Raw genomic sequence first — 14771 nt, 5'->3', positions numbered from 1 at the left:
CCGGCATTTGTCTCAGGCGTCGTATCGCAACCGGATACGCCCGCTGCGCGCCTGCATTCATATCCGCACCTAGCGCACGGGTCTGAGGTGCAGGTCCATGCGATAGATCGCGACCGGCAGTTGCAGGTGTGATTTGCCGTCGCGTTCGAATGTCGCCGTCCGGTTCAGCTGGACCGCCGGGATCCACAATGACCCGTCATGGGCGATCCACATGGCATCGGCCCAGACCAGACGCCGGTCCGCCACCAGCGTCGTGGCCTGTCCGGCGGGCGTGATGCGCAGGATGCGCAGGCGGTTGGTATCGGACACATACAGGTTGCCATCCCCGTCGATGGCCGTGCCGCCGGTGGTCGGCGTGTCGTAAAAGAAGCGGACCTGCTTCTCCAGCGCGTCGGGCGACAGGCCCGCATCCTCCAGCGCGGCGGTGGGGGCAACCCACATCGGCCCGGAACTGGGCTGGAAATACAGCTTCGTGCCGTCGGGGGAGACCTCCAGCTGATCGGCATGGACGCGCGCGGGCCTGCCGTTGCTGATCAGCAGGTGCCCCTCCGCATACATCGGGCGTTCATCGGTGGTGGAGCGCGCATGTTCCAGCACGCGGCGCTGCTGCCCGGTCTTCATGTCCACCACCACCAGCCCCGGATCGCCTGCATCCGTCAGGAACAGGGTGGAACCGTGGAAGCGCAGATCATCGATATAGGTGTGGGGCGTGCTGGCGGCGGCAAGGCTGATGGTGCGCTCCACCTGTCCCGTTGCGATGTTGATGACCACCAGCTTGGCCTTTGCGCCTTCTGGCGGGTTGGGGCTGCCGCCCACATTGGCCTCGCCTGAATCCACGACCCACAGCCTGCCATCCGGGCCGAAACGGATGGCGTTGACGCGCACGAAGGCATGGTCGCTGTCATGCGTGCGGGCCCAGTCGTTCCATTTTTCATCCGGGTAGGGACGGGGCGAACCGTCATGGTCCAGTTCGGCCACCGCGGGACCCGGCGTGTCGCCCCCGCCCCAATAGGGGAACGAGACAAAGACGCGCCCGTCATCCGATACGCTGACCGCGTTCATCACGCGCTGCGACGTATAGGCGGTCTGCAGCGGGGGCGTCGCGGCCCCGGCCGTCGTCAGGCCAGACAGGAACAGGGACGCGCCCGCAAGCGCGGGAAGAAGGGTCCGGCCACCGATGGGGGGGAATCTGAACGGGGATCTGAACAGGCGCATGCGGTTTCCTCGGGCGGGATGCGGACGGTCTTGGACCACAAGACATCCTATCATCCCGTGCGCCGCGTCTTCATCAACGATGTGCGCGCAAAGGTCATCGGGCGCATGCAGGGCCATCACGTCACGGTGATACGGGCCCGGTATCGACGCCGGGGCGCGACAGATGCACCCTGGCGTCGTCAGGCGACCCCGCCGGGGCCGCCATCATGCAGGTCAGGGTGTGATCAGGCCGTGGCGGTCTTGGCCGCATCGCCAAGGGCGGCGCGCAGCTTTGCCTCGTCCTCGGGCGACAGGGAGGTCTGCAGCACGCGGGCATGGCCCTTGAACTGCTTCAGGTCGGCCAGCACCTTTTCCGGCTGCGACTTGCGCACCAGAACGAACAGGGCGGAGGTGTTGACCGGGATCGTAGCGCCCAGCGACTTGATGAACTTGTCATCAATGCCGTAATCCGTCATCGACCCCGCCAGCGCGCCCGCGCCCGCGCCGACGACGCTGCCCGCGACAAATCCCGCGAGCGGGTTGAGGAACAGAAGCCCCACCAGCGCACCCCAGAACCCGCCGGAAAACAGGCCATAGGACGCGCCAACCTTTTCCAGGTTCACGCTCTGCTGCAGATGGATCTTGCCTGCGGCGTCACGGACGACCACCACGGCGTCCTCGAGGTCGAGCAGGTATTCCTTTTCCAGCGCCTTGCATTCCGTCAGGGCGGCGGTGGCTTCGTCAATCGCGTCAAAGCCTATGACAATCAGGTCGGACATAAAGGTTTTTCCTTGTCATTGCATACGGACATCCAATGGATGCAATGTTGTAACACTACTGTATAACCTCAAGACCCCGTGACATTTTTTAGAATGGGAGCCCCCGTCTGGATGCAGGTCTTCCTTTCCGCATGTGACCGGCCACGCCACCCTCGGAACCCGTTTGAAAAATCGCCCCGGAATATCCGGCAATCATAAAGAAGTTTTTGGTGAAGCTTTTTGCAAAAAGCTTCGAAGAACGCTGCCTTGCTGAAAAAACGTCAGCACCCGGAAACGTTGGTTATTTCCATCAGTACTTGATTCCCGACCAATCTTTTAAAGGTCCCCCACGGACCGACAGGCGGGATACGACGTCAGTTCGGCATGCCCTGATCGTATCCGCCGTCGCTCAGGCCGCCCTGCCGGGTGGATTGCTGTCCCGTGTTGGACAGGGGGGATGCGGACGGATTTGCCCTGTCGGGCGGAATACGGGGGTCAGGCTGCGTGCATGCGGCCAGCATGGCAAGGCATGGCAGACAGAGCATGAGGTGACGGGCAGGCATGGCTGTTCCTTGGTTGCGTGGCGGCGGCATCCGCGCCCCTTGGCCGGGGGATGGCGGCCTGTCGGTTCTTTGCCGCATGGGCCGGGACGCGTGATGGGCGGGGCGCGACTGGCGCGGGGCGATTGCAGGCGCGCGATTCCGGCACGCGGTCTGTTCCGGCATGGGTCTGTCGCCCAAACGTGCGGACACGCGCGGGGTTGCGACCCGCGTCATCCGGCCCCGGCGTCATCGGGCCACGGCAGGGGTGGCTTTTCAGAAAACGAGCGCGGTTTCGAAATCGAGGATGAAGGCGTTGCGGTAACGGTTGGTGCCCCCCGGATGCCACAGGTACTGCAGGCCCGGACGGATGGTGGCCCACGGCGTCGCCCGCCAGCCATAGTTGAGTTCGAAGGCATTTTCCTGCGACGGCTTGTAGGCGTCCTGCCCCTGCGACTGAAGCTCGCGGGCATAGTCCGTCAGCTTGGGGTTGACCACCAGGAACTTGCCGCCGACGCTGACGGTATCGTTGGGACGGTTGGCGAACGTGCCCTTGCGGATGATGCCCCATGTCGCGAAATACGGCGCGAACGCCGTGCGCGGGTCGCCCCAGATGAAGCTGCCGAAGATGACGGTGCCGCACGAACTGCCGGGCGCGTCGCGCTGGACCATCTGGTCGGCCTCGACCCAGCCACCGTAACGGCCACGGATGGAATTCTGCGGCAGGTCCGTCAGGACCACGTTGGCGGGTTCGAACGTGGCAATGTGCGAGGCGATGACGTTCTTGACCTCCGACGTGTCCCAGTATCCGCCGATCTGTATGTTGCCCGGCAGGATGCCATGTTCGTCGGTGCCGCCGTTATGCCAGCCCAGCTGCCACGGCAGATAGGTGCCGGTGCTGTCATCCAGGCCCAGCTTGAACCCGTTATGGGTGTTGGAAATGGTGTTGTCGACGTTATACACCCCCGCCGACACCAGCAGCCGTTCATCCCCCAGCGGATACAGCTTCAGATACGCCCCCGGATGCGCCGTGGGATACCAGCCATAGCCGGAGTTCATCGCCAGCGACTGCGGCATGCCGCAGATGGCGTTGGTCTGGAACTGGCAGTAGATGGACATGCCCCAGTGCTTGGTGGACTGGGCAAAGTCGTTTTCGGTGTTCACCCAGCCCGCTTCCATATCGACATACCGGGTGAAATGCCGTTCCAGCGACAGGCGCGTCAGGCGCACCGTCTCGCCCGAACCGAAAATCTGCTGCACCGAATCCAGCGCCGGCAGGATGGAGGAACTGAGGCCAAGGCCCGCGCGCTCGGTAATCAGCCCGTGCAGGATGCCGATGTCGTGGCCCGTCAGCTTCTTGAAATTGATGTCGACGCCGATGCCGAATTCATGCGCGTACCTGACACCCTGTGCCTTGCCGCCCACCGGGTTGCCTGACGAATCCTCAAGGTAATGGCCCGAGATATCGACGCCCTTGGCCGCAAGGCGGCTGCGTATCCCGCCCCAGTCGCCCGTCATGGTGTCCTGATGGATCCATGACTGGTAGCTGGTGGGAAAATACCGGCGCAGCCCCCACCAGGCATCGGGATCATACCCGCCCGGGGTCCCGGACGCCGTTGCGTCGGCGGATGGGGCGGCGGCGGTGGTCATGGTGGGCGTGGCGGTGGTGGCTGGCGCGCGCACCTGGGCGGCGGGGGGGACGTCCCACACGCTGCCTGCCGTGCCGGCCCGCGCCTTTGCCGATGGCCACGGTATGGCGATCGCGCCCGCGCATATCAGGCCCAGCGCGGCGACATCGCGCCTGGACCCCGTCCCCTTTGCGATGGGGGCGGATATGTTGCGAAACATGTCACGGAAAAATGGAAATGGCTTTGGCGTGGCATGCATATGAAATGATGACCCCCGGTATCATCGAACGGTCATGCGTCAGGATGACCGGGCAAATGGAAATGGAACTGCAGGTGTAAAACAGAACGCCTTTTGGGGCTTATAACGACATGAATGGGCCGCCTGCGGGCACTTTTGACTGTTTGGCGGGGTGTTCGTCAACCATGAAGGCGGCTTTGTACTATGTGGAAGCAAAATCGCCTCTGTGCGCGAAGTTGTGATTGAACGGGCGATCGGAAAACCGTGTGTCTTTACTGCAACGGTTTGTGGTTCCGGAACCGATGGAAGGTAATACCGAACAATAGAAAGAAACGTTTGATACGGCTGATGAAATTCAATTTCCCACTGCAGGATGGATCATCCGTCCCCGTGCAGAAAAGTGACATGTATATACAAACGGACATAGACATCTCGCAATCGCGATTATATACGGCAGAACATCTTTCAATCATAATTTAAGGTAGCGGCATGTGCCCGGTTAAAAGGACGGCGATTTATGTTGTTTCGGCGGGGTTGGGCCTGTCGCCGCTGGGCGTGCCGGCCATGGCCGCCGCCCCCGCGTCGGGAACTTCCGACGTGTCGTCCAAGGGAAATACGTCCGCCACCACGACGAAGGCGGCGCACGACAATGCCCCCGCGCAGCCCACCGCGACGCAGAACGCCGTTGCCTCCACCAACGCGGAGGACATGACGGTGATCGGCCACCGGCGCATGGCGTCGGGTGCCGCGGCCAATTATAACAAGAAGATGGCGAACCTCGGCCCGCTGGGCACGCGGCGCACGCTTGACACGCCAATGTCGATCATGACCGTCCCGCACGACGTGATCGTCAACCAGCAGGCGCGCAACGTCAACGACCTGATGCAGTACATGCCGTCGGTCCAGCTTGAAACCCGCGCCGATCCCGGCACCAGCCGCCCGCAGTCACGCGGGTTCGAGGCCGACGTCATTTCCAACAGCCGCATCGACGGGCTGAACGCCTTTACCGTCACCCCCTATGCCGCGGAACAGTTCGACAACGTGCAGGTCCTCAACGGGCTGGCGGGCGCGCTGTATGGACCGCAGAACCCGGCGGGCACGTTCGAATACGGGCTGAAGCGCCCGACCGACGAACGGATCAACCGTCTGGCGGTGGGCGTGGATTCCATCGGCACGCTGATGGAAAATGTCGATTCGTCGGGACGCATCGGCAAGCATGGCTGGTTCGGCTACCGCATCAACCTGCTGCATGGCGACGGCACGTCGTACGTGCAGGACAGCTGGATCCGCCGTAACCTCGTCAGCGCGGATTTCGACATCCATATCGACCGTGACACGGTTCTGGAAATCGATGCCAGCCATTACACGTTCGACGAACGCGGCATGCCCGCGGGCATCAACCTTGCCGGCCACGCACTGCCGACGGCCCCCGACCTGGGCAAGCCGCACATGGGGCAGGACAATGCGGGCTTCAATTCCGAAAACAACGTGTTCCTTGCCAAGCTGAAACACCGGATCAACGATAACTGGAGCTTCGTCATCGGCGGGCTGTACCAGGATTCCGGCCGTCAGGTGTTCGAGGCGGCAGATACCCTGATCGACAACAAGGGCGATTACAAGCAGGCCATGTCGGCCGCCACCACGGTCAACGATTTCAAGGTCGGCAGTAACATGGCCTATATCAACGGGCATGTGCATACCGGCTTCATCGCGCATGACCTCGTGATCGGCACCAACGGCTACATGGAAGGCGGCTACAACCCGCTGAGCGGGCAGAGCTATACGGACATCACGTCGGCCTCGCTCTACAACCCGGTGGGCCGCAACGTGCCGCAGCCCTATTACCATGGCAAGTATGAGTCGCAGTACGTACGTTACCAGTCGATGATCCTTGGCGATACGGTGCATTTCAACAAACACTGGTCGGCAAGCGGCACGCTGGCGTGGAGCTGGCTGGACGAGGATACGACCGGGACGATCGCGGGCAAGCCGACCACTTCGGACATTGATGGCTATACCGTCACGACCACGCACCTGACCAAGGGCGCGACCAAGCATGCGCCCGACGTGGACGCGGCGTTCAGCCCGACCGCCAGCCTTGTGTACAAGCCGACGGAAAACCAGACGGCCTATTTCACCTATGGCCGTTCGCTGCAGGCGGGCACGTCGGTGTCGGCGGGCGCGCTGAACGACAACCAGTTCACCTCCCCCGTCCGCAGCGAGGAGTTCGAGGTCGGCTACAAGTACATGTATCGCAACGTCCAGTTCAACGTGGCGGGCTTCCGCGCGACGCGCAGCTATTCCTTCATCGATCCCAAGACGGATATCTATGGCAACTATGGCACCCAGCGTAACTATGGTGTCGAATTCCAGGTCATGGGCCATATCACGCCCCGCCTGTCCGTCATCGGCGGCATGACGTGGATCGATGCGGAGGTGCTGAATACCGGGACGGCCGCGACCTCCAACAAGGAAGCCGTGGGCGTCGCCCCGCTGCAGGCCAACATGCTGATGGATTACCGCATTCCCTTCGCGCAGGGCTTCGCGCTGAACGGGCTGGCGGTCAACGCGAACGTCCATTACACGGGCCGCCGCGCGGCGGACGTCTACAATTCCACCTATGCCGGGTCCTATGTGACGCTGGACATGGGCGTGCGTTATCCGTTCCGTGCCGCGAAACATCCGTGGATGGCCCGTTTCGGCGTGACCAACGTGGCGAATGAACGGTACTGGTCGTCGGTCTATAACGGCACGGCCGAAGGCACGGCCGTGACGGCGGCGGGCACCAGCGCCGCCTATGCCGGCATGCCGCGTGCCTATCACTTCACGCTGGAAGCAGATTTCTGATCCGCTGTTTTTCCCCGCGCACCGGCTTGTGATGGCGCGCGGGGGCGCATACGGCATGGGGCGTTCCCATATTTCCTGAAAACCACAGGAAGGAACGCCACCCATGACCCAGCCGCCGAAACTGACCGACTGTCCCATCGGCATCAAGGCCACCGGCCTGCGTCGCGAACGCGATTCGATGGGCGACATCGACGTCCCCGCCGATCATTACTGGGGCGCGCAGACGCAGCGCAGCCTGGTGCATTTTTCCATCGGCCGCGACCACATGCCCATCGAGGTCTGCCATGCCTATGGCATCGTCAAGAAGGCGGCGGCCCAGGTGAACGCCGCCGATGGACGCCTGCCGCAATGGAAGGCCGATGCCATCTGCCGCGCGGCGGACGAGGTCGCCAGCGGCGCGCTGGATTCCGAATTTCCCCTGTTCGTATGGCAGACGGGTTCGGGCACGCAGACCAACATGAACGTCAACGAGGTGATCGCCAACCGCGCGATCCAGCTTCTGGGGGGTGTGCTGGGGTCCAAGACGCCGGTCCATCCCAATGATGACGTGAACATGGGACAGTCGAGCAACGATTCCTTTCCCACCGCGATGCATGTCGCGACCCTGCTGGAAATCGACGACCGGCTGATGCCGCGCGTGGAGGAACTGATCGCCGCCCTGCGTGCCAAGGCAGAGGAATGGCATGACGTGGTCAAGATCGGGCGCACCCACCTGCAGGACGCGGTGCCGCTGACGGTGGGGCAGGAATGGTCCGGCTGGGCCTGTCAGCTGGAGGATGCGCTGGATGCGGTCAAGGCCGCGCGTGGCGGCGTGCTGCAGCTGGCGGCGGGCGGGACGGCAGTCGGCACGGGCCTGAACGCGCCGCCGGGATTCAGCCGCGCCATCGCCGAACGCATCGCCGCCCTGACGGGACGGAAATTCGTCACCGCACCCAACAAGTTCGCAGCCCTTGGCGGGCTGGACGCCATGGTGCGCGTGTCCGCCGCCCTGCGCGGAGTGGCGGTCGCGCTGATGAAGATCGCCAATGACATGCGCTGGCTCGGCTCCGGGCCGCGCTGCGGGCTGGGTGAGCTTCACCTGCCGGAAAACGAACCCGGTTCCTCCATCATGCCCGGCAAGGTCAACCCGACCCAGTGCGAGGCAATGGTCATGATCTGCACGCAGGTGATGGGCAATGACGCCACCGTCGCCTTCGCCGGCAGCCAGGGGCAGCTTGACCTCAACGTGATGCGCCCGGTGATCGTCGCCAACGTGATCCACGCGATCCGCATCCTTGCCGATGGCTGCCACAATTTCCGTGTCTTCTCGGTTGAGGGGACGCGCCTGAACCTCAAGCGCATCCGCCAGTATGTCGAAGGCTCCGTCATGCTGGTCACCGCGCTCAGCCCCGAAATCGGCTATGACAATGCCTCCGCCATCGCGCATCGGGCGATGGAACAGGACATCACACTGCGCGAGGCCGCGCTGGCGTCGGGACTGGTGGACGGGCCGACATTTGACCGACTGGTCAACCCGATGGCGATGGTGGGACATGGCGTCGGGGGCGCATAGGCAGAAGGTCAGGGCGCTGCCCTGAAACCCGGCAAAGGGCATTGCCCTTTGCAAACCATCTGTTGAAAACAATAAAAGTTTTTGGGTGCCGCCTTTTTTCAAAAAGGCGGTATTCTTTTGAAGCTTTTAAAAAAGCTTCACCAAAAATTTCCTTACGGTTTCAGGGCGCGGGGTCAGGACAGGCCCGCGCCCTGCGTATTGACCACCAGCGTGAACAGCGCGTCTGCAGCGCACATGAACAGCGTATCGCGCTTTGGCCCGCCAAAGGTCAGGTTCGACACCGCGCGCGGCAGGCGCAGCCGCCCGATCATGCGTCCCGCGGGGCTGTAGACCACGACCCCGCACAGGCCCAGCGGGCCGCCCGCGCCACACCACAGGTTGCCAAAGATGTCGGCGCGCATGCCGTCCGGCCCCATCTGGTGTCCATCCAGCATCATGTCCGCGAATACCCGTCCGTTGCGCAGTTCCCCGTCATGCAGGTCAAAGGCATGGATGCGCTGGTCCCCGCCGGGACCGTCCTGTCCCGGTCCCGGCCCGCTGGAGATGACGTAAAGGATCGTCCCGTCGGGTGAAAAACACAGCCCGTTCGGGCCCGCCAGCTGCTGTTGCGTCAGGACGGCGCGGAGTTCGCCGCTGTGCGGGTCAATGCGGAAAACATGGTCGTCCTGTCGTGCGTGGCCTGCGTACTGGGCCACGATTTCCCCATCTTCCGTCCAGCGTTCGCGGCCCATGCGGTTGGCCCGCCCGCCGGGCGCGTCGGGATGTCCCTCCACAATGGTGTCGCCATAGCCGGGATCGGTGAACCAGATGCTGCCATCGGGATGGACCACCACGTCATTGGGGGAATTGAGCGGCGCGTCATGGTACCGGTCGGCCAGCACGGAACATGACCCGTCATGTTCCCACCGCACGACCCGGCGCATGCCATGTTCGCAACTGATGAGGCGACCTTCGGCGTCGAAGGTATTGCCGTTGCTGTTATAGGAATAGGGACGGAAGACCGAAACCGTGCCCGTTTCCCACAGATAGCGGTACTGCCGCGCGCGGATCGTGTCACTCAGCAGTAAAAAGCGTCCCTCCGTGCTCCATGCCGGTCCCTCCAGCCAGTCGCCGCCGCGCCATGCAAGCCGCAGGTTGGCGTTGCCATAGACAAGATTGCTGAAGCACGGATCGATCGCGATGATGTCCGGATCCGGCAGGTAGGGGGGCGGCGCATCCGGTCCCCACTGGCGCGCCGGGATGCTGACGACGCTGGGTGGCTGCGCCAGCGGGGCGGCGGCGCGGGCGCGTGTGCCAGTTGTGGCCATGCCGACCCCCGCCATGACGCCGCCCATGATGATTTCGCGACGGGAAAGGGGGGCTGGGGGCATGGCAGCGGACTCCGGCATCATATGAAAGGTGGAGCCCGTGGCCCCGCGAACGGGGCGATCATAAAATATGTCATCCGGCATGGAAACGTAACAATCCGTCCAGCCTGCGCAAACGTGACGGGCCGGACGGTTGGGATCAGACCTCGCCCTCGGGCATGCGGGCGACAATGTTCTGCACCACGTCGAACCCTTCAAAGACGGGCGGGCCAAGCATCAGCGGCTTTTTCGTGCCTGCGCTGGCATGGGCTGCGCGGAATTCGTCCGACCGGGTCCAGTTTTCGAACGCGGCCCGGGACTGCCACACCGTGTGGGAGGCATAAAGAATGTGATCGTCGTGCCGCGGACCGGCCAGCAGCTGGAAACTGATGAAGCCGGGCACCGTATGCAGATGGACCTCGCGTCCCAGCCAGCGTTCGCGGAACGCTTCCTCGTTTTCGGGGGGAATGCGGAAACGGTTCATGGCGATATACATGCGACGCTGATCTCCTGTTGCAGGTAATCCAAATAACATACTGAAATCATAAAAGTTTTTTGTGAAGCTTTTTGCAAAAAGCTTCAAAGAGCGTCACCTTTGCCGAAAAAAGGCGGCCCCCGGAAACCTTTGTTGTTCCTTATCAAGGTATTGCCTTCAGGCAGCGCTGTCAGCGCCCGCCCGAAACCGTCATGACGCTGCCGGTCATGTAGGACGATGCGGGCGAAAGCAGGAACAGCACCGCCTGCGCGATTTCGTCGGGGCGGCCCGTGCGGCCCATCGGCACGACCCTGTCCACCAGGGCCTCGGTTTCGGGGGGGACCATGTCGGTGGCCGTCAGGCCGGGGGCGACGGCGTTGACGCGCACGCCCTCGCGCGCGACCTCGTTGGCAAGGCCACGGGTAAATGTCTCGATCGCCGCCTTGGTCGCGGCATAGGGCACCAGCCCCGGCAGTCCGCCCAGACGCGCCGCGACGGAGGACAGGTTGACGATGCTGCCGCCGTGCCCGCCATGACGGGTGGACATGCGGCGCACCGCCTCGCCCGCCACCAGCATGCTGCCGCGCACGTTGATGTCGAACAGCGCGTCGAGGGTTTCGGCAGTCTGTTCATCCACCCGGACCTTGGTGCCGGTGACGCCCGCATTGTTGACCACCCCCGTTATGGGGCCGAGTTCCGCCACCGCGCGGTCGAACAGGGGGGTGATCTGCGCGGGGTCGGCGACGTTTGCCGCGATGGCCACCGCATGGCCGCCACTTGCGCGGATCTGGCGGGCCAAGTCCTCCGCCGGGGCGGCGCTGTGACTGTAATTGATTGCCACGCGGTACCCCTCGCGCGCCAGAAGCTGGCATATGGCGTGGCCGATGCCACGGCTGCCGCCCGTGACGATGACGCTGCCTGTGGCGTTGGCGGGGGTCTCCTCGGGGGTCATGATCGCGTCCTTTGTGCGTCGGGGTTTCGGATGACGCATACGGTCGCGTCAATCCATCGCCCGCGCAAGGGGGCGGCGCGCATCCCACCTTCCCCCATGCAGTTCGCCGCGCGGCGTTCAGCCATCAAGGCGCGACATGTGCGGCAGCAGATCGCCAAGTCCCGCGATGGTCGCCGTGCGCGACAGCCCCGTCTGGCGGGAGAAATGGTCGATGACGTCGGCCGGCAGCAGCCGCGTCACCACGTCTTCGCCGACAGGGGCGGGGGATGTTCCGTCCTCCCACTTCTGCACCATCGGTTCCAGCCCCGCGTCGCGGGCGCGTTCATGCACGGTGCGGCGGCCGGGGCTGCGCGGGGCGCCCATATATTCGATCATCGCGCTCATCAGGCCCGACGTATCGGTTTTCGCGCCCGTCAGGACGTCCGCAACCTTGCCTGCCGCATCGCCCATCCGCGTTGTGGTATCGTTTGCCATGAGACTTCTCCTTTTCGGTGTCGTGTCAGGGTGTCCGTCCTCAACGCAGGCAGGCGGCGATCCGTATCATCACAGATAAATGATGATTTTTCCTAGGGTTTTCCGTAATAATGGCGCAACTTGTCAATGCGTGGCGCGTTACGGCGACAGCCCTTATCCCCGGACTTCCGCCTGTCGGGGGAGTTTTCAGGGCGCGCGATTCCACGCGCCACTGATGGCCACTGACGATGGGTCGTGTCCAGATGTCGTCTGGCACCCATGCCCATCCAGCATGATGGAGGATCGAGAAATGTTGCGTCATTACCGGACCGGACCACACGCCCTGCGCATAATGGCATGCGCGGCCGTCGCGATGGTCGGGGGAATGACGCAGTTGCCTCTGGCCCATGCCGCCGGGCGGGAGGACCAGACCTCGGCCTGCAAGAAGGACGTCTTCCGGCTGTGTTTCATGGACATTCCCAATGAACAGCTGATGGAGGAATGTCTTGAAAGCAAGCTCGACAAGCTGTCCCCGAAATGCCGCGCCATGTTCGAAGAACCCGACAATGCCGCCGACCGGACGCCCGCGCCACAGGAAACGCGCAGCACCACGTCCGATCCCGCGCCCAGCCCGCCAGCGCGGTAACTGCCGGACGTTCTGGCAGGGTCTTTTGTCTGAAAAGATGTGAAGAGGCCGTTTGAAAATAATCCGTTGATAAAAAATAATAAGAGTTTTTGGTGAAGCTTTTTGCAAAAAGCTTCATGAAGACGTCACCTTTCCGAAAAAAAGGCGACACCCCAAAACTTTTATCGGCATTTATAAATAACTTATTTTCATACCGTCTTTACATACGATCGGGCGGATGCGGTCACAGGTTGATGCCCATGCGTGCCGCGCACCATGTCATGAGCAGGTAAAGCGCTGCCGTCAGCACGCATCCCGCCAGCAGGGCCGGGTAAAAGCCGACGCCGTGGCGCATCAGGTACGGGATCAGCAGGAACATCGGCAGGGAAGGGATCACGTACCAGAACGTGGCCTCCACATGGGTTTCCATGCGTACCGGATCCTTCGTTTCCGCCCACAGCCACAGCATCCCGAACACCGAAATCAGCGGGAGGGAGGCCACAAGCGCCCCGAACGCCGGATAGCGCCGGGCGATGGTTGAGACGAGGGCGATGATAAGTCCAGACAGGACGGTCTTGATGATAAAGAACATTCAGGTGTGACGTTCATTCAGTGAGGGGAAGGTTTCGCTTGCAACGGTTCATGGCGGTATAGCACATCAGGGGGCCCGCCATCAGTCTGGAACAGATATGCCCCCATCGTCTTCGTCCCCCGCTTCGGTTTCTGCCTCCGCGTCCGGTGCCGCGCCGGTCATCGTCTGGTTTCGCGATGACCTGCGGCTGGCCGATCATCCGGCCCTGTCGCATGCCGTGGCGTCGTCGGGGGCGCCGGTCCTGTGCCTGTTCGTGCATGATCCGCGCACGGCCCCGTCCGGCGCGGCGCAATGGTGGCTTCATGGGGGGTTGTGCGCCCTGCGCGATGACCTGTCGCGCATGGGGGCGACGCTGCATGTCGTGCGCGGGGATGCGACGGTCCTTGTCCCGCGCCTTGCGCAACAGGCACATGCGGCGCAGGTGGTATGGAACCGGCGTTACGATCCGCAGGGGCGTGAAACCGACACCACGATCAAGGCGGCCCTGAAACAGGATGGCGTTGCCGCGCGCAGCTTTGCCGCCAGCGTCATGCATGAACCCTGGACGGTCCGCACCCGCGCGGGCGATGCGTTCCGGGTCTATACCGCATGGTGGCGCGCCGCGCGTGCGATGGGGGACCCGCCACCGCCCCTGCCGGCGCCAGGGCAGATCGCGGGCGCCGGCACGCCCGATGGCTGGCGGGCGGAATGCGTGGGGATCGATGCGCTCGGCCTTTTGCCGGTCGCGCCGGACTGGGCCGCGGGCCTGCGCGCGACATGGCACCCGGGCGAGGCTGCGGCGCGTGCGCGGCTGCATGAATTCGTGCATGACGACATGGCGGGATACGCCACCGCGCGCGACAGGCCGGACCTGCCGGCGACATCGCTGCTGTCGCCCGCCCTGCATTTTGGCCATGTCTCGCCCCGGCAGGTGTGGCATGCGGCGGTGTGTGATGGCGACGGCGCGGCGGGGACGGAGGATCACGCGAAATTCCTTGCCGAACTGGGTTGGCGGGATTTCGCGGTGTCGCTGCTTTATGAGCAGCCGGAACTGGTGCGCAGCAATTTTCGGACGGAATTCGACGCCATGCCGTGGCGCGACGATGCGCGCGACCTGCGTGCGTGGCAGCAGGGACGCACGGGGTATCCCATCGTGGATGCGGGCATGCGGCAGCTGTGGCAGACGGGGTGGATGCATAACCGCGTCCGCATGATCGTGGCGTCTTTCCTGACGAAGCACCTGCTGATGGACTGGCGCGTGGGGGAAGGCTGGTTTCGCGATACGCTGGTGGATGCCGACATCGCCAGCAATGTCGTCAACTGGCAGTGGGTCGCCGGATGCGGTGTGGATGCCGCGCCCTATTTCCGCGTGTTCAATCCTGTCCTGCAGGGGAAGAAATTCGATCCCGATGGCACGTATGTGCGGCGATGGGTGCCGGAACTGGCGCATCTGCCCGCATCGCGCATCCATTGTCCGTGGACCTGCGGCCCGGCGGAGGCACCGCGCGGATATCCGGCCCCGATTGTCGGGCTGGACGAAGGCCGGGCGCGTGCCCTTTCGGCATGGCGCGGCCTGTCCGGTGCGACGTAAGG

The 14771-nt window shown here is 63.5% G+C and carries 13 protein-coding genes; 4 read left to right on the top strand and 9 right to left on the bottom strand.

What is annotated here, in order from left to right; translation table 11 throughout:
• Positions 1-69 precede the first annotated feature (69 nt).
• The 4 genes from NJLHNGOC_RS13250 to NJLHNGOC_RS13240 all read right to left on the bottom strand — a co-directional run bounded on the left by NJLHNGOC_RS13250 (position 70) and on the right by NJLHNGOC_RS13240 (position 4339).
• Positions 70-1215, bottom strand: a complete 1146-nt coding sequence (locus NJLHNGOC_RS13250) for an SMP-30/gluconolactonase/LRE family protein (RefSeq protein WP_113596811.1) — start codon at positions 1213-1215, stop codon at positions 70-72.
• A 224-nt stretch (positions 1216-1439) separates the two neighbouring features.
• Complete coding sequence (locus NJLHNGOC_RS13245; protein WP_110559130.1) at positions 1440-1973, bottom strand: DUF1269 domain-containing protein; 534 nt, start codon at positions 1971-1973, stop codon at positions 1440-1442.
• A 353-nt stretch (positions 1974-2326) separates the two neighbouring features.
• A complete protein-coding gene (locus NJLHNGOC_RS15750) occupies positions 2327-2515 on the bottom strand; it encodes a hypothetical protein (protein ID WP_133258752.1) in 189 nt (62 codons plus the stop codon).
• A gap of 252 nt (positions 2516-2767) precedes the next feature.
• Complete coding sequence (locus NJLHNGOC_RS13240; protein ID WP_239021534.1) at positions 2768-4339, bottom strand: carbohydrate porin; 1572 nt, start codon at positions 4337-4339, stop codon at positions 2768-2770.
• Positions 4340-4846: 507 nt separating this feature from the next.
• Between NJLHNGOC_RS13240 and NJLHNGOC_RS13235 the strand changes: the two genes are divergently transcribed.
• Both NJLHNGOC_RS13235 and fumC read left to right on the top strand, forming a co-directional pair.
• Positions 4847-7204, top strand: coding sequence for a TonB-dependent receptor (locus NJLHNGOC_RS13235; RefSeq protein WP_113596784.1), 2358 nt, complete (start codon positions 4847-4849; stop codon positions 7202-7204).
• A gap of 103 nt (positions 7205-7307) precedes the next feature.
• On the top strand, positions 7308-8756 hold the full coding sequence (gene fumC, locus NJLHNGOC_RS13230; RefSeq protein WP_110559125.1) for a class II fumarate hydratase: 1449 nt from the start codon (positions 7308-7310) through the stop codon (positions 8754-8756).
• Between the two features lie 173 nt (positions 8757-8929).
• On the opposite strand, the gene NJLHNGOC_RS13225 is transcribed toward fumC, so the two are convergent.
• The 4 genes from NJLHNGOC_RS13225 to NJLHNGOC_RS13210 all read right to left on the bottom strand — a co-directional run bounded on the left by NJLHNGOC_RS13225 (position 8930) and on the right by NJLHNGOC_RS13210 (position 12003).
• On the bottom strand, positions 8930-10147 hold the full coding sequence (locus tag NJLHNGOC_RS13225; protein ID WP_113596809.1) for an SMP-30/gluconolactonase/LRE family protein: 1218 nt from the start codon (positions 10145-10147) through the stop codon (positions 8930-8932).
• A 115-nt stretch (positions 10148-10262) separates the two neighbouring features.
• Positions 10263-10598, bottom strand: coding sequence for an antibiotic biosynthesis monooxygenase family protein (locus NJLHNGOC_RS13220; RefSeq protein WP_113596783.1), 336 nt, complete (start codon positions 10596-10598; stop codon positions 10263-10265).
• Positions 10599-10767: 169 nt separating this feature from the next.
• Positions 10768-11529 (bottom strand): SDR family NAD(P)-dependent oxidoreductase, encoded by a 762-nt coding sequence (locus NJLHNGOC_RS13215; protein WP_113596808.1) that lies wholly within the window; start codon positions 11527-11529, stop codon positions 10768-10770.
• 117 nt (positions 11530-11646) lie between these two features.
• Positions 11647-12003: a YidB family protein gene (locus NJLHNGOC_RS13210; RefSeq protein WP_113596782.1), complete on the bottom strand. Its 357-nt coding sequence runs from the start codon at positions 12001-12003 to the stop codon at positions 11647-11649.
• A 289-nt stretch (positions 12004-12292) separates the two neighbouring features.
• Between NJLHNGOC_RS13210 and NJLHNGOC_RS16415 the strand changes: the two genes are divergently transcribed.
• Positions 12293-12628 (top strand): hypothetical protein, encoded by a 336-nt coding sequence (locus tag NJLHNGOC_RS16415; RefSeq protein ID WP_408890922.1) that lies wholly within the window; start codon positions 12293-12295, stop codon positions 12626-12628.
• Positions 12629-12851: 223 nt separating this feature from the next.
• Here the strand turns inward: NJLHNGOC_RS16415 and NJLHNGOC_RS13200 are convergent, their stop codons facing one another.
• Complete coding sequence (locus NJLHNGOC_RS13200; protein WP_110531247.1) at positions 12852-13199, bottom strand: DUF3147 family protein; 348 nt, start codon at positions 13197-13199, stop codon at positions 12852-12854.
• A 97-nt stretch (positions 13200-13296) separates the two neighbouring features.
• Here NJLHNGOC_RS13200 and NJLHNGOC_RS13195 point away from each other — a divergent pair, with 97 nt between their 5' ends.
• On the top strand, positions 13297-14769 hold the full coding sequence (locus NJLHNGOC_RS13195; protein WP_113596781.1) for a cryptochrome/photolyase family protein: 1473 nt from the start codon (positions 13297-13299) through the stop codon (positions 14767-14769).
• Positions 14770-14771: the final 2 nt, after the last annotated feature.

The organism is Novacetimonas cocois (assembly GCF_003311635.1).
GTDB classification, from domain to species: domain Bacteria; phylum Pseudomonadota; class Alphaproteobacteria; order Acetobacterales; family Acetobacteraceae; genus Novacetimonas; species Novacetimonas cocois.
This window is presented reverse-complemented; position numbering and strand designations above follow the sequence as displayed.

Coding starts and splice junctions, on each gene's coding strand:
- NJLHNGOC_RS13250 (WP_113596811.1), bottom strand. CDS start 1,215: ATGCGCCTGTTCAGATCCCCGTTCAGATTCCCCCCCATCGGTGGCCGG.
- NJLHNGOC_RS13245 (WP_110559130.1), bottom strand. CDS start 1,973: ATGTCCGACCTGATTGTCATAGGCTTTGACGCGATTGACGAAGCCACC.
- NJLHNGOC_RS15750 (WP_133258752.1), bottom strand. CDS start 2,515: ATGCCTGCCCGTCACCTCATGCTCTGTCTGCCATGCCTTGCCATGCTG.
- NJLHNGOC_RS13240 (WP_239021534.1), bottom strand. CDS start 4,339: ATGTTTCGCAACATATCCGCCCCCATCGCAAAGGGGACGGGGTCCAGG.
- NJLHNGOC_RS13235 (WP_113596784.1), top strand. CDS start 4,847: ATGTGCCCGGTTAAAAGGACGGCGATTTATGTTGTTTCGGCGGGGTTG.
- fumC (WP_110559125.1), top strand. CDS start 7,308: ATGACCCAGCCGCCGAAACTGACCGACTGTCCCATCGGCATCAAGGCC.
- NJLHNGOC_RS13225 (WP_113596809.1), bottom strand. CDS start 10,147: ATGATGCCGGAGTCCGCTGCCATGCCCCCAGCCCCCCTTTCCCGTCGC.
- NJLHNGOC_RS13220 (WP_113596783.1), bottom strand. CDS start 10,598: ATGTATATCGCCATGAACCGTTTCCGCATTCCCCCCGAAAACGAGGAA.
- NJLHNGOC_RS13215 (WP_113596808.1), bottom strand. CDS start 11,529: ATGACCCCCGAGGAGACCCCCGCCAACGCCACAGGCAGCGTCATCGTC.
- NJLHNGOC_RS13210 (WP_113596782.1), bottom strand. CDS start 12,003: ATGGCAAACGATACCACAACGCGGATGGGCGATGCGGCAGGCAAGGTT.
- NJLHNGOC_RS16415 (WP_408890922.1), top strand. CDS start 12,293: ATGTTGCGTCATTACCGGACCGGACCACACGCCCTGCGCATAATGGCA.
- NJLHNGOC_RS13200 (WP_110531247.1), bottom strand. CDS start 13,199: ATGTTCTTTATCATCAAGACCGTCCTGTCTGGACTTATCATCGCCCTC.
- NJLHNGOC_RS13195 (WP_113596781.1), top strand. CDS start 13,297: ATGCCCCCATCGTCTTCGTCCCCCGCTTCGGTTTCTGCCTCCGCGTCC.